The 19,292-nt window shown below is 54.1% G+C and carries 18 protein-coding genes; 9 read left to right on the top strand and 9 right to left on the bottom strand.

Annotated elements, in window-relative coordinates; genetic code table 11:
* The first annotated feature begins 31 nt into the window (after positions 1-31).
* On the top strand, positions 32-556 hold the full coding sequence (locus DNH61_RS21425; RefSeq protein WP_111148883.1) for a tubby C-terminal domain-like protein: 525 nt from the start codon (positions 32-34) through the stop codon (positions 554-556).
* A 62-nt stretch (positions 557-618) separates the two neighbouring features.
* On the opposite strand, the gene DNH61_RS21430 is transcribed toward DNH61_RS21425, so the two are convergent.
* Complete coding sequence (locus DNH61_RS21430; RefSeq protein WP_111148884.1) at positions 619-1,431, bottom strand: EcsC family protein; 813 nt, start codon at positions 1,429-1,431, stop codon at positions 619-621.
* A gap of 318 nt (positions 1,432-1,749) precedes the next feature.
* Here DNH61_RS21430 and DNH61_RS21435 point away from each other — a divergent pair, with 318 nt between their 5' ends.
* The gene (locus DNH61_RS21435) at positions 1,750-2,409 is read left to right on the top strand and encodes a transcriptional regulator (protein WP_111148885.1); all 660 of its coding nucleotides are present in this window, start codon (positions 1,750-1,752) and stop codon (positions 2,407-2,409) included.
* Between the two features lie 725 nt (positions 2,410-3,134).
* Here the strand turns inward: DNH61_RS21435 and DNH61_RS21440 are convergent.
* The 3 genes from DNH61_RS21440 to DNH61_RS21450 all read right to left on the bottom strand — a co-directional run bounded on the left by DNH61_RS21440 (position 3,135) and on the right by DNH61_RS21450 (position 6,244).
* The gene (locus tag DNH61_RS21440) at positions 3,135-3,911 is read right to left on the bottom strand and encodes a sugar phosphate isomerase/epimerase family protein (RefSeq protein ID WP_111148886.1); all 777 of its coding nucleotides are present in this window, start codon (positions 3,909-3,911) and stop codon (positions 3,135-3,137) included.
* 18 nt (positions 3,912-3,929) lie between these two features.
* Positions 3,930-5,021 carry a Gfo/Idh/MocA family protein gene (locus tag DNH61_RS21445; protein ID WP_111148887.1) on the bottom strand — a complete coding sequence of 364 codons (1,092 nt, stop codon included), beginning with the start codon at positions 5,019-5,021 and terminating at the stop codon, positions 3,930-3,932.
* Positions 5,022-5,113: 92 nt separating this feature from the next.
* Positions 5,114-6,244, bottom strand: coding sequence for a Gfo/Idh/MocA family protein (locus DNH61_RS21450; RefSeq protein ID WP_111148888.1), 1,131 nt, complete (start codon positions 6,242-6,244; stop codon positions 5,114-5,116).
* 213 nt (positions 6,245-6,457) lie between these two features.
* Between DNH61_RS21450 and DNH61_RS21455 the strand changes: the two genes are divergently transcribed.
* Positions 6,458-7,309, top strand: coding sequence for an AraC family transcriptional regulator (locus tag DNH61_RS21455; RefSeq protein ID WP_111148889.1), 852 nt, complete (start codon positions 6,458-6,460; stop codon positions 7,307-7,309).
* Positions 7,310-7,379: 70 nt separating this feature from the next.
* Here DNH61_RS21455 and DNH61_RS21460 read toward each other — a convergent pair whose 3' ends face one another.
* Positions 7,380-7,856, bottom strand: coding sequence for a DinB family protein (locus DNH61_RS21460; protein ID WP_111148890.1), 477 nt, complete (start codon positions 7,854-7,856; stop codon positions 7,380-7,382).
* A 235-nt stretch (positions 7,857-8,091) separates the two neighbouring features.
* Here DNH61_RS21460 and DNH61_RS21465 point away from each other — a divergent pair, with 235 nt between their 5' ends.
* Positions 8,092-8,244, top strand: coding sequence for a DUF1540 domain-containing protein (locus tag DNH61_RS21465; protein WP_111148891.1), 153 nt, complete (start codon positions 8,092-8,094; stop codon positions 8,242-8,244).
* A 104-nt stretch (positions 8,245-8,348) separates the two neighbouring features.
* Here the strand turns inward: DNH61_RS21465 and DNH61_RS21470 are convergent, their stop codons facing one another.
* Complete coding sequence (locus DNH61_RS21470) at positions 8,349-9,257, bottom strand: helix-turn-helix transcriptional regulator (RefSeq protein ID WP_111148892.1); 909 nt, start codon at positions 9,255-9,257, stop codon at positions 8,349-8,351.
* Between the two features lie 76 nt (positions 9,258-9,333).
* Between DNH61_RS21470 and DNH61_RS21475 the strand changes: the two genes are divergently transcribed.
* Positions 9,334-9,873, top strand: a complete 540-nt coding sequence (locus tag DNH61_RS21475; protein WP_111148893.1) for a dihydrofolate reductase family protein — start codon at positions 9,334-9,336, stop codon at positions 9,871-9,873.
* A 110-nt stretch (positions 9,874-9,983) separates the two neighbouring features.
* On the opposite strand, the gene DNH61_RS21480 is transcribed toward DNH61_RS21475, so the two are convergent.
* Both DNH61_RS21480 and uxaC read right to left on the bottom strand, forming a co-directional pair.
* On the bottom strand, positions 9,984-12,335 hold the full coding sequence (locus DNH61_RS21480) for a bifunctional 2',3'-cyclic-nucleotide 2'-phosphodiesterase/3'-nucleotidase (protein WP_111148894.1): 2,352 nt from the start codon (positions 12,333-12,335) through the stop codon (positions 9,984-9,986).
* A gap of 373 nt (positions 12,336-12,708) precedes the next feature.
* Positions 12,709-14,115, bottom strand: a complete 1,407-nt coding sequence (uxaC, locus tag DNH61_RS21485; RefSeq protein ID WP_111148895.1) for a glucuronate isomerase — start codon at positions 14,113-14,115, stop codon at positions 12,709-12,711.
* 139 nt (positions 14,116-14,254) lie between these two features.
* Between uxaC and DNH61_RS21490 the strand changes: the two genes are divergently transcribed.
* A complete protein-coding gene (locus tag DNH61_RS21490) occupies positions 14,255-15,124 on the top strand; it encodes a helix-turn-helix transcriptional regulator (protein WP_111148896.1) in 870 nt (289 codons plus the stop codon).
* Positions 15,125-15,137: 13 nt separating this feature from the next.
* On the opposite strand, the gene DNH61_RS21495 is transcribed toward DNH61_RS21490, so the two are convergent.
* The gene (locus DNH61_RS21495; RefSeq protein ID WP_111148897.1) at positions 15,138-15,977 is read right to left on the bottom strand and encodes a helix-turn-helix transcriptional regulator; all 840 of its coding nucleotides are present in this window, start codon (positions 15,975-15,977) and stop codon (positions 15,138-15,140) included.
* Positions 15,978-16,141: 164 nt separating this feature from the next.
* Between DNH61_RS21495 and fabF the strand changes: the two genes are divergently transcribed.
* From fabF to DNH61_RS21510, 3 genes are all read left to right on the top strand, one after another.
* Positions 16,142-17,389, top strand: coding sequence for a beta-ketoacyl-ACP synthase II (gene fabF / locus DNH61_RS21500; protein ID WP_111148898.1), 1,248 nt, complete (start codon positions 16,142-16,144; stop codon positions 17,387-17,389).
* Between the two features lie 121 nt (positions 17,390-17,510).
* Positions 17,511-18,104, top strand: a complete 594-nt coding sequence (locus DNH61_RS21505) for a CBO0543 family protein (protein WP_245948287.1) — start codon at positions 17,511-17,513, stop codon at positions 18,102-18,104.
* Positions 18,105-18,256: 152 nt separating this feature from the next.
* Complete coding sequence (locus DNH61_RS21510) at positions 18,257-18,931, top strand: NAD(P)H-dependent oxidoreductase (protein ID WP_245948288.1); 675 nt, start codon at positions 18,257-18,259, stop codon at positions 18,929-18,931.
* Positions 18,932-19,292: the final 361 nt, after the last annotated feature.

Here is a 19,292-nt window from a genome sequence, read left to right on the forward strand (position 1 = left end):
ATCAATATAAAGGAGGGTAGATGGGGCTGATATGATCTATACCTACAGGTTTCATAATCGTTACTCTACCAAGAGATCGGAGATCAGGAATGAGCATGATCAGGTGACAGGCTATGTTCAGCGGACTTATTCCAATCCTCTAATGAAGGTGCTGGATTTTCTATTGGAAGGAATCGTGTTCGCGGATTACCGAGTGACGGACAGGGCAGGGAATTTGCGGGTTGAGGCCAAGCAGGTGAGGACATTCTTCAAGCGGAGGCAGTATATGCTTCATTACGAGCAGGAAGACGGAACCCGTACGAGCATTCCTATCATAGACAAGAAGCGGTTCGGTCTTGAAGAGAAAACAGGATTTGAGCTGGAAGGCCGCAGCTACGAGCTTCACAAGCCGGTTATCGATTGGGGAACAATAACGCTCCAAGGTACAACGATAGCCGAGTGGAAAACTACCCTTACACTCCCGCCCAAGGCCCAATTCCGGCTGGCCGATCCTTCACATGAAGCACATGTCCTCCTGCTGCTGGGGATATTTCACACCTATCTTCACTCCAAATAACAGACAAAAAAGATGTCCCAGGCCGCCAGCTCCAGCGCCGAGAAACATCTTTTACATGACGTCTATTGCGGTTGAGCCTCTGCCAGCTTCTCCATAATCCGGCGCTTGCGGTACATCATCATGCCCGTTTCGGTAACATCCTTCAATGTGGAACGGTTCAGATAAGCACCGAACAGCATGCCTGCGATCGGAATCATCTGGAAGAGCTTCTTCCAGCCAAAGTTATCCCGGTAACTCAGGACGACCTCCCGCCAGCCCTGCAGCTGGGAAATCATCTGACTGCTCTTCTCCCCGCTCTGGAAGGCATTCAGGTCATCCAGGATCGCTTGCTTGCCTACGACATCAGATGAGGTGAACTGCAGGCATTTAACGATAAAGATCCGTTCCGCCTTGTCCGTCGGATCATAGCCGTAGCATAAAGCGATCTCCTGAAGCGCTTTGAGGGAAATGCCAAGCAGGAGAGGGATATCAATCGCAAGGGTGAAAATGCCGCCGAATCCGGTAGTCGCCCCTTGAACGGTCGCTGTATTGCTGCTGGACTGCACCACGCCATTGGCCATTTCATCCATCCGGCTAAGCGGCAGCGTCTGAATCCGGGCCATCGAGGTCTCCTCCTGCCACTCCTCGCCGGGATAGAACCGGTGGTACATCTTCTTCTTGCTGATCAGATACCGCCCGCCGCTCTGGATGTAGCTTCCCAGCTCATCGAGCGCTATGCCGAGCTTGTCCTGAATGAACTTCGGCGTAATCTTGTCCAGCAGGGCAAACGGAATTCTCCCGAGCTTCTCCCAGAACCACAGTCCCTTCTGATCCTTCTCCCATGCCTCAATCTGCCTCAATTCCTGCCTCAAGCCATCTATCGTTTCCACACTCATCGTCTCCGCACCTTTCCTGAAAATTCAAGCCCGCTTCGTTACCTGAACTTTACCTAACGCCATTATAATATGGTAAACGAAGTAATTGCCAACCCGCCACGCAAGCCCTCTATATACCGAATACCCTGAATGTCGGTACGATAAGCCAATACTCATATGAACAGGTCACTAACTCGTTGATTCCAACCAGGTTGTACACTATACTCAAGCTAATGGACATGAAGCACATGCCGCTTTGATACTTTTATGTATCGAGGCGGCATTTCTATTTTTAAGGTGAAACTTAACGTGCTTAGAAAGCAGCAAAGGGTGGATGTCATGTTTAAGGAACAATATGAAATGTGGATGCAGAAGCAAATTGATCAAGAAAAGAACCATCGACGAAGAGAGCTTCTGCAAAAAGGACTGAGCCATGGAACTGTAGAACTGCTGAGATTAATCTGGTTTCCGCTCGTCGGAAACTTCGATTACTTGTATCCGGAATGGGAAGTTCGGGATTATTCAAATGGATACCGGTATCTGGACTTGGCGTTTCTGACGGAGGGTGTTAAGGGCGATATAGAGATTCATGATTACAGATCGCATGCCAGAGATTTGGATACACGGCGCTTCAAGGACTTATGCCGAAGACAAAGCCTGCTGTCGCTTGATGACTGGGTGTACCTGCCGATCGCATATTTGTCCATTCGGGAAGAGCCTGAATTTTGCAAGCAGCTGATTCTTTCGTTTCTTGGGAAGTTTATCTCATTTGAAACGGATGCAAAGCTCAGCTGCCTTGAGGCGGAGACCATTCGATATGCACGCCGATTGCTCAGGCCGTTTACGCCAATGGAGCTGGCGAGCCATCTTCACGTAACCGACCGCTACGCTCGTCAATTGCTGCACGGTTTGGTGGAGGGGACGCATGTGGTGGTGGCGGGAGGAAATAAGAGATATCGTACCTATCAGCTTAATATAGGCAGGTCTTTACGGAACTGAGGAGCGTTATTCAGTGGAATATAGTCATTTTTGAATTGTAACGGAAATCAGAGGCTTTAATGTCCCTCTATTAATAAAGATCCACTTGAATTTGATCGAATAGCAGCGCTGAGTTCCGTTACCCGATGAGGCGACCCGTATTCACTGAAATAAGGGCGCTGAGTTCTGTTAGGTTTGACTTGAGCCAGTCCGGAGGAAGCCTATGCGAGGATTGCTCTAGCGAGTCGCTCTTGCGGCTGCTCTTGCAGCTGCTCTTGTGGCTACTCTAGCGAATTGCTCTAGCGGATTGCTATATTCGTAAATCCCGATCCCCCATTGCAGGGGGAGGAGCCATAGCTTGCTTCTTCCGATTCCTCGCCTCATCAGAAATACGTTGTGTAAAATTGACCTTTACACCGAAATGGCACAGGTTTCAGCACATGCTTCAGCACACACTGCATCTCAGGCATCCTTCGCACCCCATCAGCTTAAATCCATTCGTGGAAACGTACCCGATGACTCCAAAGAATTAACCATCCTAAATGTAAAATATGTAAAAATAAGGAGCATCCCGCCGGCTGCCCCTCACAAAAAGCTCTTGCTAATCTCCAGGCAAACGGCCACCTGCTGCTACCTGTCTACGCCTTCCAGCTAATCTCCAGACGTCCACCTGCTGCACCTGTCCACGCCTTCCTGTCCACGACCAGCCTGCCCATCCTCGGGCAAGCTGCCGCCTGTCCCGCACCCTACCCTTTCGCCCGTTCAGCCAAATATTCGTAGCTCATCGCCAGGCTTTCGAACGGATCACGGCGGCACTCATCCTGCTCGACGATATACCACTCCATTCCCGTCTCCCGGCAGGCTGCGAGTATAGCGTCCCAGTTCATATTCCCATGCCCAACCTCTGCGTACACCGCCTGATCATCCACGACCTCCATGTCCTTCAGATGCACGACCTTCATCCGGCCGTCCAGCTTGCGGATCCACGCCGCAGGGTCAGCCCCGCCAGCCTGTGCCCAGTACGTATCCAGTTCAAAATGAAAGGCGTCCGCAGCTGTCTGTTCCATGAGCCGTTCCATCCCGGTGACACGAGCACCCTCGCCCGTCCGCTCAAATTCGAACCGGTGGTTGTGATAAACGAACTGCAGTCCGGCATCGCGGATCCGCTCCGCAATAGCCGAGCATTCCGCCGCAAACAAGTCATATCCTCCCGGCGTTTCCCGAAATTCTCCCGGCATCATGCCGAGGCCGACATACCGGCAGTCCCACAGCTTATGCTCGTCAATCACCCGCTCCAGGTCCTCCTTCAGCCGGTTGTAGCCGACATGCGTTGCGCAGATCCGCAGCCCGTGCCGGTCCGCCGATGCCTTCACCTGCTTAGGTTCTATCGGACCAATAGCCGATACCTGAACCGCCTTGTAGCCCATTGCCGCAACCTTCGCCAGCGTTTCGTCCAGTGATTCCGCCGTTTGCGTAAACTTCCGCAGCGTGTACAGCTGCACAGCAAGCTGCTCCCTCTTCATTTGAATCCCCCGTCCCGGTTAAGTAGGTTCATTGCCCGTCTCAATCCTAACCGCAGCCTTCTGTGCCTTAAGGCACAGCTCCGCAGCCTTGAACGCATGCGCCTGGGTCATCGCGTAATCCGTACGGTTCAAGCAGTCGAGGATAAGCTCGCCGAAGAATGGATAGCCCACCTTGCCCGACAGCTCCATATGGAATTCGCCTTCCCCGTTCACCAGGTACAAGTGGTTGCCTGAGTCCGAGCGGCCGATGTCTATGTATTTGCGCAGCTCGATATAGCCATCTGTCCCCAGGATGACCGTGCGGCCGTCTCCCCAGGTGCCCAGCCCGTCAGGGGTCAGCCAGTCCACGCGAAAATAATTCGTCGCCCCATTGCTGCCAACCAGCGTCGCGTCCCCAAAGTCCTCCAGCTCGGGATAAGCCGCATTCCGGTAATTGCCGACCTTGCTGCCTACAATGGTCGCATCCTTGCAGCCCGCGTAGAACAGGAACTGCTCGATCTGATGGCTCCCGATGTCGCACAGAATGCCGCCATACTGATCCTTGCGGAAGAACCAGTCCGGCCGCGACGAGGCGTTCAGCCGATGCGGTCCTAATCCCAGCACCTGCACGACCCGCCCGATTGCACCAGCATGCACCAGCTCCCCGGCATGCACCGCACTCTCGACATGCAGCCGCTCGCTGTAATACACCGCATACTTCCGTCCGGTCTCGCGGACCGCTATCTGCGCATCCTCCAGCTGGTCCAGCCGGGTGAAGGGCGTTTTATCGGTAAAATAATCCTTGCCATGACGCATGACCTTCACGCCCAGCGGCCCCCTGTCGCATGGAATCGCAGCGGCTGCCACCAGCATAACCTCGCTGTCCTCCAGAACCTGTTCGGCCGATTCTGCCACCTTCACGTCCGGGTAAGCCGCACAGAACTTCGCTACCTTCTCCGGGTCCGGATCATAGACCAGCTTCAAGGTCCCGCCAGCTTCGATCAAGCCGTTGCACATTCCGTAGATATGCCCGTGATCCAGCGCCATCGCAGCGAATATAAAATCCCCCCGTCCGACCACAGGCTTCGCCTTCCCCTGCGGGGCGTAATTCATGCCATCTCCTGCACCCATACCAGCGCCTCCCCTATTCATATCGGCCATATCGGAACACCTGTTATCCGCATGCAGCCATTCCCCGGCGGATAACCTGCCCTCCCCGTCTATTACCCCTCTGCCTGCCCGCTTGATTGCGTCATCCGCTGCTTCAGCAGTGAAACATACTGTTCCTCGTCAAGCGGCAGGACCGCCCAGTCATCCGTCCAGGCCGACAGCAGCATCGCATTCACCAGCGTGACTGCATGCAGGCCGTCCTCACCCGGCGCGAGCAGCGGAGAACCCGTCAGCACCGCATCGACCCAATTTTGGATCAAGCCGCCATGCTGCTTCCGCGTGCATGGGCCGACCGGAATGTCGATCCGCCAGCTTTTCGGTGCTCCGAAGCCGCCTGTGAAGGTCCGGTTAAATTCGGGCTCCTCCTGCCGCAGCTGCCACAGCGTCAGCCGGTCTTCCTCCACCACAGCCTTGCCCCTTGTGCCGCTCAGCTCCAGCCGGTTCGTCCCCGGCGCTTCTGTCGTTGAAGCGATGAACACGCCAGTCGCCCCGCCGTTATACTCCACATAAGCCGTCACATCATGCTCCACCTGGATATCCCGCCGCTGGCCAAACTGGGCAAAAGCGCGAACCCGCTGCGGCTTAAGACCCGTTACCCACTGCCACAAGTCCAGCTGATGCAGCGCCTGGTTCAACAGCACGCCGCCGCCCTCCCCTTCCCATGTGCCTCTCCAGGGGGCAGAGTCGTAATAACGCTGTGCCCGGTACCAGTGCGTCACCGCCCAGTTCGTCCGCCGGAGCTCACCGAGTTCACCCGCCTGCACCAGCTCACGAAGCTTGCTGTAGGCCGGATGCAGACGCTGATTCAGCATAATGCCGAATACCGCTCCGGCTGCCGCTGCCGCCTCATTCATCTCCCGCACCTGTTTCGTATAGACACCGGCCGGCTTCTCGATCAGAACATGCAGCCCTCTGCTGAAGGCGCGGACCGCTGCAGCCGGATGGTCCAGATGGGGTGTCGCTACTATCACCCCGTCGACCGCTCCAGAATCCAGAAGCGAATCCAAGTCCGTAAATCGAAGAACCTCTTCCCCATACCGGTCTCTATGACGGGCTAGCACGCCGGGGAAGCTGTCGCAGATCGCAGTGAGCTTCGCGCCCTTCACCTTACCCTGTGCGAGCGTGTCCGCATGTGAGGTGCCCATGTTGCCCATGCCGACTATCCCGACCCTGATCTGGTCCATCCCCATCCCTCCTGACATCAAGAGCATCGGTCATACGCATCCGCTTGTTATGCAGGTTTAGCTTAGCATGTGCCAAGAACAGCGGCTTACCTGTCGTTAGCGGGTTCGCCCAGCGATTTGACTGTCATTGCGGTCGGGTACATCATCTATGTAAGGGCTTTTATGATACAATACGAGAATATGAACCCACGAAACGGGGAGGTGTATAGCGGCATGAGTCTGAGGGATAAATTCCAACTGCCCCTTGAGGTGATATACAGCGAAAAGCCTTTTCCCGAGCCGGTGTTCCACTCTCACCCGGAATATGAAATTTATTATCTGCATGAAGGGGCCTGCAGCTATCTGATTGGAGACCGTATCTACACGCTGGAGCCCGGTGACCTGATCCTGATGCACGGCATGACGCTGCACTCTCCGAAGGTGGACTGCCGGAAACCTTACCGCCGGTCGATTATCCATTTTGACGCTTCCTTCGCCCATGAGCTGCTGCGTCCTCCGTTCGCCCTCAACGTGCTGAGTCCGTTTCAGAACATTCACAATATAAGACTTCACCTGTCGGGAGAGCTTAAGCAGGAGGTAGAGCGACAGCTGGACGCCCTGCACAGGCTGTATGCGGAGGAAAGCCCGCTTGCCTATAACCGCTTTCTAATCCGCTTCCTCGAACTCCTCCATGCGGTCTATGACTGCTGCGAAGCGGGCGGGCTGGACAGTACCGGCTCCGCAGCCCACGGGAGCGGGCCCAAGGAGCAGCATGTCCAGCGTATTATGGACTACCTGGAGGCCCATTACATGGAGGATATTCACCTGGAGCTGCTCGAGCAGGAGCTGCATCTGAACCGGTATTACATGACGAAGATCTTTAAGGAGCTAACCGGATTTACCATCTTCAACTATCTGTACCAGCGCCGGATCAACCAGGCCAAAATCCTGTTCCTGCTGGAGCCGGAGCGGCCCGTCACGGAAACCGGTTATGACACGGGCTTCAAGCATCCCTCCCACTTCACCCGGGCATTCAAGAAAATTACCGGCATGACGCCCGAGTCTTACCGGCGGGGACTGACTTGACCCTATCTGGAAACAGCAGAACACCCCTTCATTCTGAGTTCAAATGAAGGGGTGTCGCTTGTTTTATATGTTATTTTCGGGATAATAACGTTAAGTATGCCTTCATTGTGGCCAAATGCATGCCTTCATGAAACAGGCTGAAGCTTACGAATTGTTCGGGGGTTGCCAGCGTTACGCCTAATGATGTGGTGTACGGAGGTACTAATTGCTCCTGCATCCTATTGGAGAGTAGCTGTCTCATCCGCTCCTCCTGACTGCTGAGCAGCTCAGTCAGCTCTGCCAGAGTCGGTACAGAAGAGGGTGATTGATTCAGTGGTGATGTGCCTTTGTCGAACTGCTCCCGGAAGCCTTCCGGCATTCTCATCGGCAGCCCAAGATATTGAAAATAGATCCGCTCTGCAACGACATAGATGTGACCAAGATTCCAGCGAATCGAGTTGCGGAAACCATCCGGAATCTGATCCGCGGCCTCCTCCGTTACCGCCCCGGCTGCCCGAAGGGTCTGCGATCTGACGAAGGCCATCTGATCGAACAAATAATGCTCCATTTCATTCCATCCCCCGTTCACGACTAGTTTGGCTGTTCCCTCACTTGAAGCTGGAAGGGAAGTCCCCTTGAACCATTATATACCAGGCTGGCTAACCGGATTTATTCCCATTTGCGATTAATTTTTAAACACCGGAAGCCCGCTTAAATGCGCCACAGGCGATTCAAAGCGGGCTGAATTGCGGTATATAGAAGTACGAACCGCTACTCTTGAACGACGCAAGGAGGTGAGTCACATGGCCAAGGACGTTACGTGCGAAGTGAACTCCTGCAAGTTTTGGGGACCGCAGAACCGGTGCAACGCTTCTTCGATTCATGTCGCCGGTCATCAGAACCAGCCGCGTCAGAATCGCGAAGTTGACTGCAAGACTTTTCAGCCGAAAATTTAACAAGTCTTATTGAACAAACCGTATTAACAAGCAGTATGGGACAGCTGAGGCTGTCCTTCTTTTTATGTCTCTGACTTCTATTACCCAGAAGTTGATAATGATTATCAGTATTGCTTGAGATTTTTTTCTAGCTCCTCAATAACCATGCGCTGAAGCTCTGGTGGCTCAGCTACTTTCACCTCCGCGCCATAAGCAAGCAGCCTTCTGGCAGTGTAAGGAAGCTCCTCGTCCGGCACTCTGCCGTTCCACACCAATTCTTCACCGAGCGGAAACAGTTCATCGGTCTCAGCCAGTCTGGCTCCCCGTGCCGTAAAATGCAGCTCCACCTCCACGCCTTCCCGTTGATCTGCCATGCTCATCCACTGTACAAGATCCGGCAGCGTCTCGTCCCTGCAGCTGCCCAGCACCAGCTGTTCCATCCGGTCTACCCGGTACAGCTGCACCCTGTCTTTGTCGGCCCGCCTGGCCGGCATGTACCAGCAGTCTCTCTCATAATAGATTCCTAGAGGAAAAGCATGCACCTCCTTCAATCCGTCAGCCGCATGGTAGTGAAACAGGATCTCTTGTCTGGCGGCAGCCGCCGCGAGTGCCAGCTCTGCAAGCGGAGCTGGTGTACGCTGCTGTGGATTATGTCTGAACAGAATATGCCGTCGCAGCCGGTCAATCGTATCCCGCACATCGTCCGGCAAAGCTCCATAATACTGCTCTGCCAAGTGGGCCCGTACGGTTCCGTACGGGAAATCCGGGACCTTCTCCAGATATTGAAGCATCAGAAACAAGCCGAGCGCTTCCTGCTCGGTCAGCTGCAGCGGTGGCAGAATCCGGTTGGGCAGCACGCGATAGCCGCCGTGCGGGCCCATCTCTGTATAGAGCGGAACGCCCATACTCTGCAAAGCATCCAGATCGCGCTGGATGGTACGGACAGATACACCGAACCGCTCCGCCAGTTCCCGGGCTGTGAATTTCTTCCGGGCATCGATCATACGCAGGATTGCCAGTCTACGATCCTTCACAGTACACCCCCGCTATCTACGTCATCTTTTGTCATAGATATACTTTATCATATAAGCCAGAAGGGAGCGATGAGTCATGAATCATCCGAAGAACAAGATTGTGCTCTACATTGCCATGAGCCTGGACGGGTATATTGCTAGACCAGATGGTTCGGTCGATTGGCTGTTCGATGTGGAGGGAGACGGCGGTGATAACGGCTACGGGCGGTTTTACAGCTCAGTCGGAACCGTGGTGATGGGCAGGCTAACTTATGAAGCTGTTCTGGGATTGGAGGAAGTCTTCCCTTACGCAGACAAGCCTTGTTACGTGTTAACGAGAACGAATACACCAAGGCTGGCCAACCCGCACGCGCAGTACACGGACAGACCATTGAAGGAGCTGCTGTCCGAGCTGCAGAGCAAGTCAGACGGTGATGTGTGGGTCGTTGGCGGCGGACAGGTGGTGAAAGCATGCTTGAAGGAGAACTTGCTTGACGAAATGCAGATAGCTGTTATTCCCAAGGTGCTGGGCAGCGGGATTCCACTGTTCCCCGAAGGCAGCCCTGCATCCACATACCGGCTGACTAATACGGAACCGATAGGCCAAATCGTCATGCTCACCTACGAGCGGCTATAGAACAAAGCCTTTACTCGTAAAAAAACTTGTGTGAAATTACACAGAGGGTGCCCCATAAGTCATCAAAGATGACTGTGGGGCACCCCTTCTTATTACTTCCTATATACAGGTTAAGCCTTCACGGGAATAAGCAGCTTCTGGCCCGGATACAAGCGGTCCGGATTCTTCAGCTTGTTGTACTCCGCAAGCTCCTGCCAGGTCGTGCCGTATTTCCGCGCAATCTTGGAGAGCCAGTCGCCCTCTTGAACAATATACGTGACGTGCTTCACAGCAGCTGCATTGCCCTTGTTGCTTTCAGCTTTATCTGCTTTGCCTGGTGCTGTATCTGCCTTGCCCGATACATCCTTGCTGCCGGTGCTAGCAGGGCTTGTCTTGCCGCTGTCCGCCTTACCTGCGGGCTTGCTTGCAGCTCCCGGTTTCTTCTCAATCGGCGCAGCGTCTTTGCTATTGCTGCCGCCACCCTCTGAAGCAGATGCTGACAGGTCCAGCTTGTACTTGGCAAAGCCGGATTCCTCATTGCCTGCCCAAGCCATTGTGGAAGCCGCTGCCGATGCGAAGTCAGCCGCCTTCGGAGATGTCAGGAACGTCACATTCACATCCCCTTTAATCGGTGCCAGGCTCCAGTTGCCGTCAGCGGACGGATTAAATTTCCCTTGCGACTGGATATAATCAATGATGACCTGTCTGGTTTCATCCGGGGAATCCACGACGATATTGCTGCCGTCAAGACCCGGGAAGCTGCCGCCGCCGCCTGCACGGTAGTTGTTGGTTGCGACGATGAACTTCATGTCCTTCGTCACCGGCTTGCCATTGTACTGCAGGTTAACGATCCGGTGAGCCTTCTCGTCAGCCAGCTTGCCTTCCATGTCATAACGGCTTGGCTGCGTTATATCGATCTGATAGCTGACACCGTCAATAATGTCAAAGTTATACGTCCGGAACTTCGTATTAACAAGTGGCTGCTCCGTCTTCACCGAAGGATCGATCTGGTTGAACTGGCCTGCCGAACGTTCGAGCCATTCACGCACCTGCTCGCCATTCAGCAGAACAGCCTTCAGCGTATTCGGGTATACATACAGATCAGCTACGTTCTTGATGGCGATTGTGCCAGCAGGAATGTTGGTGTAATACTCAGGGTCCATACCGCCTGCCTTGAACGGCGCTCCCGCAGAGAGAATCGGCGTTCCTTCCAGGTCCGTACCCTTGATGGCCTTCTCGACGTACCACTTCTGCGCGCTGGTTACGATCTGTACAGAAGGATCATCCTTCACAAGCGCAAAATAGCTGTTGATCGGCTGCGTAATCGTGCCTACCGGACCGCGAATGTACTTCAGGGTCGCTTCATGCTCGTCCTTCACAGCCGCCACGATCTCAGGATCGGATTCCACAAGCGGCTTGACCTTGCCGTCTACCTTCTCGGCGATTGGACGCGCTTCGCTCTTCGAGTCCACAACCGTCCAGTCTCCATTCTGCTGCTCCAGCGTCAAGTCAATGACCCCAAGGTGGCTGCCCCAGTACCCCGGCTCTACAGCAGCTACACCATTAACCGTTCCCTTCTTCTCATCGACGCCCTTCATGCCCGCGAACGAAGCGGATGGGAACACCACGTGGGAGTGGCCGAACAGAATCGCATCGAAGCCTGGAACCTCCTGGCTCAGCAGCCACGCTGTATTTTCCTCTTCCCCATTGTTCTCGGTGTCGCCCATACCCGAATGCAGCATAGCTACGACAACATCCGCGCCTTCTTTCTTCATCTGCGGCACGAACTTCTTGGCTGTTTCAATAATATCCTTCGCGATTACTTTGCCCGCCAGATGCGTCTGATCCCACATCATAATCTGCGGCGTCACAAAACCAATCACGCCTACCTTAAGCTTGACATCCTGACCGGCTTCGTCCTTGAAGGTGCGGTCCAGCATCAGATACGGGGTAAAATAGTTCTTGTCATTGTCGGGGTTATTATCCTTGTCATCCACATATACGTTAGCCGTTGCGTACGGGAATTTCGCATCCTTCATCGCACGCTGCAGATAGTCCAGCCCGTAGTTGAACTCGTGATTGCCGACTGTTGCGGCGTCATAGTCCAGCAGGTTCATCGCTTTGTATACCGGATGTACGGCATCCTTGTCCGCAAGCTTGTCCACACGGGCCATGTAATCGCCCATCGGGTTGCCCTGAATCAGGTCGCCGTTGTCGAACAGCATCGTATTGGGCTCTTCTTGACGCGCCTGCTTGATAAGGGTAGCAACCTTGACCAGTCCGAACTCATCAGTTGCTTCGTCCTTGTAGTAATCATAGTTCATGATTTCCATATGAATATCCGATGTTTCCAATAGGCGCAGCTTGACCTGCCCGGCCTTGCCAGATGCAGTGTCCTCAGCAGCCCCTGCCGTCAACACGTTGACGAGCGCAAGCTGCATAACAAGCGCCCAGGTTAGAACAAGCTTCCACGTCTTCTTCATCCTTAACCATGTCTCCTCTCTCACTGTAAAGCTCTCCGCCCGGGATAAGATTCTCATCTTCCTCTACCGGTTTAACCCTAATTTTCTTCATTCGGGTGCAAATTCCTTTTTTTGAGTGTCAGCTATACTTACATATTGTAAAATACGCCCGCATATTTACGAATTCTTTGTATATCCTGCACAACACAACCCCCTAACAATCGCCCTTCTCCTGTCCAGGGTCCCCCGATTTTATTGCATTTTCATGAAGGACAGGAAGGCAAGCGGATAAAACTTTACTTTTTCTTGACGAATTCTTGGCGAAAAACACGCAAAACCGCCGAATCAAGTCGATCCGGCGGCTAACCTTTGTCTATCTCTGCTGCACCACTCTCTAAAAGTCGAAATACCGCTTGGCATTGTGATAAGAGATATTTTGCACCATGCCGCCCAATAGCTCCATGTCATGCGGCACTTCGCCATTTTCCACCCACTGCCCCAACAGATTGCAGACAATCCGGCGGAAGTACTCGTGACGCGGGTAAGACAGGAAGCTCCGGGAGTCGGTCAGCATACCGATGAACCGGCTGAGCAGTCCCATATTGGACAGCGCCCGCAGCTGATCGAGCATGCCATCCTTCGTATCGTTGAACCACCAGGCCGAGCCGAACTGGATTTTACCCGCAACGCCCCCGCCCTGGAAGCTGCCGATCACCGCAGCCAGCACATCATTATCGGTCGGATTGAGTGAGTACAGGATCGTCTTCGGCAGCGCATTGTCCCGGTCCAGCGCATCGAGCAGCTTGGCAAGCGGATATGCGAGGCTTCCATCATGAATGGAATCGTAGCCCGTATCAGGCCCGAGCGTCTCGAACATTCGCGTGTTATTGTTGCGCGACGCATGCATATGATACTGCATCGCCCAACCCCGCTCGGCATACTGCCGCCCAAGGAACAGCAGCGTATAGGTCTTGTACTTCTGCTCCTCCTCGAGGCTGACAGCTCCTCCGTTCAATGCCTTGGTGAAAATCGCCGCTACCTCCGTCTCCGATGCTTCCGCGTATGGAACCGTATCGAGCGCATGATCGGATACGCGGCAGCCGGCTGTATGGAAGAACGCAATCCGGGACTCAAGTGCTCCCAGCAGCTGGGCGTAATTCGTAATCGAGCTTCCGGAAGCCTCCTCCAGCTTGCCAATCCACGGCAGGAATGTTGGGCGGCGCAGCTCCAGCGCCTTGTCCGGGCGGAAGGACGGCAGTATCTTGGTGTGGAAGCCAGGTATGTCCTTGATCTTGATATGGTGCTCCAGCGAGTCCGTCGGATCATCCGTCGTGCAGATGACTTCTACATTGGACTTCGTAATGAGGTCGCGGGCCGCATAGCCGCCTGCCTCCAGCTTACCGTTCACCGCTTCCCAGATGCTGTCCGCATTCTTCTCATTAATCAGCTCGTGAACGCCGAAGAAGCGCTGCAGCTCCAGATGCGACCAGTGATACAGCGGATTCCCTAGCGTCTGCGGCACCGTTTTGGCCCATGCCATATAACGATCGTAGTCGCTTGCATCCTGCCCTCCGGTAACAAGCGTTTCCTCAATGCCATTGGTGCGCATCGCGCGCCACTTATAGTGATCGCCGTACAGCCAGACCTCTGTCAGGTTCTTGAAGCTCTTGTTCTCATATATCTCTTGCGGGCTCAAGTGACAGTGGTAGTCAATGATCGGCATCTGCTTGGCATAATCGTGGAACAAGGTGACAGCCGTGTTGTTCGAAAGCAAGAAGTCTTCATCCAAAAATGGCTTCATACGTGATTCCCCTCCCGTATCCCGATAAATTCACCCTGATAATAACGCAATAATGGTATAATGTCTTCACATTTGTTGCGCTTTCATTGCTTGGGTATGCATATCTTGCGCTGATGATTATTGGAGAGGAGACAGAGGGATGCAGGAAGGCGGGGAACTAATCAAGCTGGATTACGGGGCGGAGGAAGAGGCCTTTCATATGAATCACACGAAACGGCTGCAGCCCTTCGAGCGCGGCAACCATTATCACGGAACTTACGAGATTTATTACCTGCTGAACGGACAGCGGACTTATTTCATTCGGGACCGTTCCTACCATGTGCTGGGCGGTGATCTGGTATTCATTAACCGGCACGAGGTGCACAAGTCATCTGTGATCGGCGACCCGCGGCATGAGCGGATTGTTATTAATTTTCGCGAAGAATTCCTGGCTTCCAGCCTCACCCTGCCTGATGTGGACCTTATGTCGCCCTTTCGCCAGAAGAGCCATGTGATGCGGCTCAATCTCCGAAGCCAGATGCTGGTCAACAGCGTTATGGACAAGTTAACCCGCGAGCTTCAAGAGCGCAGGACAGGCTGGCAGAGTGCCGTCAAGCTGCTGCTTGCGGAGCTTCTGCTGTTTGCCGTTCGCCAGGCAGAGGAGGCTGACGGCCAGCCTGCCCGGGTCGATGAGCATCCCGATCCGGTCCACCGCAAAATTTCCGAGGTGGTCCGTTACCTTCACGCCCACTATTCGGAGCCGCTGAAACTGGAGACGCTGGCAGCCGAATTCTACATCAGCCCCTATTATTTAAGCCGCTGCTTCAAGAAGGTCACCGGATTTACGTTCATCGAGTTCCTCACGCTGACCCGCATCCGGGAAGCCCAGCTGCTGCTGCGCCGTACAGACCGCAAGGTGATCGATATCGCCCAGGCCGCAGGCTTTGACAATATCGCCCACTTCGGCCGCACCTTCAAGAAGGCTACCGGCCTTACACCCGGAGCTTACCGGAGACAGAAGGATTCATAAAATCCAGAATAACTCACGCACGCCCCATCAGCTGCTGCAGCTTGCTCTCGGTGGCCGAGTCGGGGGCAGGCGTATAGATGCTGCACCGCAGATCTGTCTCTCCCTGTACCTGCAGCGAGGTCAGATGAAACAGCATTCTGCCTGCCTTCGCGTGGCGGAACTCCAGCACCATCTCCGGCGCTGTACGGACCCCGCTTCGTTCCCACAGGGGGCCAAATTCAGCATGCGACTCCCGCATCGCCTTCAGGAACTGCTCGTACCATTCATCCTCCACATATTGGCCATAGTACACGCGGAAAATCGCCAGAAATTCGCGCACGAACTGTTCCCAATTCACAGCCAGCCGGCGGAACTCCTTCCGCTCGAACAGCAGGCGGATCATGTTCCTCTGCTCCGCCGGAATCCGCTCGAAATCCAGAAACACATGGGATGCCGCCTCGTTCCATCCAACAATCCGGCATCTCCGGTCAGAGATGATGACCGGACAATTATGCAGCTCGTGCATGATCCGCTGCAGCGGCGGGCTGATCTCCGCAGGGGCTTCGGGTTTGAGACTCGCTGCCGGGCCCGTATCCATGGCCAGCGCATACAGATAATTCCGCTCATCCACCGTTAACTGCAGCGCCACGGCAATACAGTCAAGCACAGAAGCCGAGACCTGAATGTCCCTCCCCTGCTCCAGCCAGGTATACCATGTCGTGCTCACCCCCGCCAGCTGCGCTACTTCTTCCCGCCGCAGTCCCGGTGTTCTTCTGCGCTGCCCGGCCGGCAGCCCGAACGCTTCCGGCTGCAGCTTGGCCCTCTGAGCCTTCAGGAAGGCTGACAGCACCTGCCTTCTGGTGTGATGACTCATCTTCTTCTCCCCTTCCTCTTGCTACTTCTCTTCCCTATAATCTCACTTTCCCCATATTTATTACCTGGTACTAATTATACCCGTATAAAGAGCAACTTGTAATAGGATAACGGACATGACACAATCTGGGCATAATCGAACAGTAGCAGGAAGGAGCAAAGAATATGGAGAGAGTCGTCATTACAGGCATGGGGGCCGTGACGCCCCTGGGCAATGATGTAGAGGAGTTCTGGCGCAGGCTGTCCGCTGGTGAATCCGGTGTTAGGCGCATTGATACCTTCGACCCTTCGAGGCATCGCTCACAGTTCGCTGGGCTTGTCCGGGATTTTGATGCCGAGGAGCGGTTTGGCCGCAGAGAAGCCCGGCGGATGGACCGGTTCTGCCAATTTGCCCTGGAAGCCGCAGAGCAAGCCTGGAAGGATGCCGGGCTGGATGCTTACGAACCCGAGCTGGACAAGGAGCGGGTTGGCGTCTACGTCGGGTCAGGCACCGGCGGCATCAATACACTGCTCGAACAGAGCCGGCTCCTGCAGGAACGGGGCCCGGAACGGGTCAGTCCCGTGCTGGTGCCGATGATGATTACCAATATGGCGGCAGCCATGATCAGCATCCGGTTTGGGACGCTCGGCTCCACCCTGTCGCCGGTCACCGCCTGCTCGATTGGCAACACCTCAATCGGCGAAGCGTTCCGGTCCATTCGCTATGGCGGAGCAGATGTGATCCTTTCAGGAGGCTCGGAAGCAGCCGTCACTGACATCTCACTGGCCAGTTTTGGCAATGCCACGGCACTGTCGACTCGCAATGATGAGCCTGCAAGAGCGAGCCGCCCTTTTGACGCAGAGCGTGACGGGTTCGTCATTGGCGAAGGCGCGGGTGTGCTGGTGGTAGAATCACTGTCCCATGCGCTGTGCCGGAGTGCCCGGATTTACGCCGAAGTTATCGGATACGGCGCCAGCTCGGATGCTTACCACATCGTAGCTACCCACCCGGAAGGACGGGGCGCATATCAGGCTATGAAATCTGCGCTGCAGGAAGCGGGCATACAGCCGGCGGATGTCGATGTCATCAGTGCGCATGCCACCAGCACCGAGGTCGGCGACCTGTCCGAAACTGCGGCCATCAAGAAGCTCTTCAGCGAGCATGCTTCCCGTATCCCGGTAACGGCCAATAAGTCGATGACCGGCCATCTGCTGGGGGCGGCCAGCGCAGTGGAGGCTATTGCTCTGGTCAAGAGCCTTCAGGATGGCCTGATTCCTCCTACGATCAATCTGGACAACCCTGACCCGCAATGTGATCTGGATTATGTGCCGCACAGCGCCCGTACGGCTTCGCTTAACATCGGCATGTCCAATTCGTTCGGCTTCGGCGGCCACAATGCCGTGATTGTACTCAAGAAATTCGTTAATTCTTAAGCCCTTAATGGCTCAGTATTACCTGTCTCTTAAGTTGAAGTCCTTGCCTGCGCAGTGTATGCAGTCCTTACCAGCGTGGAATAATAAGGAGTAACTCTGTGGACAGGAAGGTAACCATTCATTGATTGAATTCAGCTGGAGCAAGGAACATGTTTTACTCTCCGTCATCAGTCTAATTACCCTGACCGCCAGCGTCCTGTTAATTCGTAAAAATTGGCGGCAATACGGCCTCCTCTACCTGTTAAGTGCTTTTGCAGGAGCAGCGATATGCCAACTGTTCGTTGAATTAAAGTTCTATTCCTATCCCGTGCGGCTGTTTCCCGGATTATCGGTCATGCCGATAACGGCCATCACGACCTTCTTCCCTTTCTATGTGCTAATCGGTGTCCGCTTCAGTCCCCGCAGGTGGCCCTGGAAGATTCCCTTCTACTGGGGGCTTATCCATCTTGGTATGCTGGCTGAAACCTATGCGGTGAATAAGACTAATCTGATCCGTTACGACTTCAAATGGGATACCTGGGATTCGTATACGTGGTGGTGGATATTCTTCTTGATCTTTGAGTGGATCGGCGGCCGGATTGTGTCACCGGAGAACCGCAATCCGATTGCGGCCAAGTCCTTCTATTACGGCAGATGGGCCTGGGCTGTTTTCCACTTCATTGTGATCGTCACGATCTTCCTCGCAGGCTATTACCTGGGGCTTACCTCCAAATAACTGCTTGTCCCACTGGTCAACGGCGGTAGTATCATAATGATACTAGGAAACAAAACTGATACTACCCCACAAAAATGTGCGTACTTGTAAGATTCGCCTATAAGCATTATCATAGCAACTGTCATAAACAGGCAGTGAAAGGGTGATTTCTGGTGAGCAGCAAGGAAATGAAGAAACAGGAGATACTCGATGCGTTTGCGTTCCGCCATGCAACCAAGGTGTTTGACCCTGCGAAGAAAATATCGGATGAGGACTTTCAGTTCATCCTGGAAACAGGCAGACTGTCACCAAGCTCTGTCGGATTTGAGCCGTGGAAATTCCTCGTCATTCAAAACCGGGATATCCGGGAGAAGATCCGGGAGGTATCGTTTGGAGCCCAGGGGCAGCTTCCGACAGCCAGCCATTTTGTCATTATACTCGCCCGTAAAGATGTGAGATATGACTCTCCTTATGTCAAGCAGCTCTATAAGGAAGTTAAGGGCGTGCCGGAAGAGATCTTCGCGAATATCGTTCCAAGATACAGAGCGTTCCAGGAAGAGGATCTGCATCTGCTTGATAATGAACGGACCCTGGTTGACTGGGCTTCCAAGCAGACCTACCTCGCGCTCGCCAATATGATGACTGCCGCTGCACAGATCGGCATTGACTCCTGCCCAATCGAAGGATTCAACAAGGAGAAGGTCCATGCCATCCTCAAGGAAGCAGGACTGTTGGACGAAGAGGTTTATGATGTTTCTGTTATGGCCGCTTTCGGCTATCGCGCAGAGGATCCTAAGAACCCGAAAGTCCGGCGTAAGCTGGAGGACATCGTAGAGTGGGTTAACTAAGCTAAGCTGTCTTGTGCAGAAAAAAAGAAAGACGCTGTCTCAAAAGCAAGTCCGCTTGCCAGGCGGGAGAGCTCGACACTACACGGCTAACGAATTTCACACACGTTAAACCAGCAAATTCCAAGCTTGCTGGGCTGTAACGAATCTGAGAAACGCTATTAGGCTATTTTCGTCTTATTATATGGATTATTCGTGCATTAACGACGCTCATGTTCGTTACAGATCAGAAACTGCCTATTGGAGGCTAATAGCGTGTGTGAGGTTCGTTAGCATTTTTTCGGTCGATCGTCCATTTCCACAGGTAATGGTCGTAGTTGACAGAACAGAGAATGGCGCCACTGGGATCAGACCCTGCGGCGCC

It is taken from the genome of Paenibacillus sambharensis (genome assembly GCF_003233845.1).
Taxonomy (GTDB): domain Bacteria; phylum Bacillota; class Bacilli; order Paenibacillales; family Paenibacillaceae; genus Paenibacillus_I; species Paenibacillus_I sambharensis.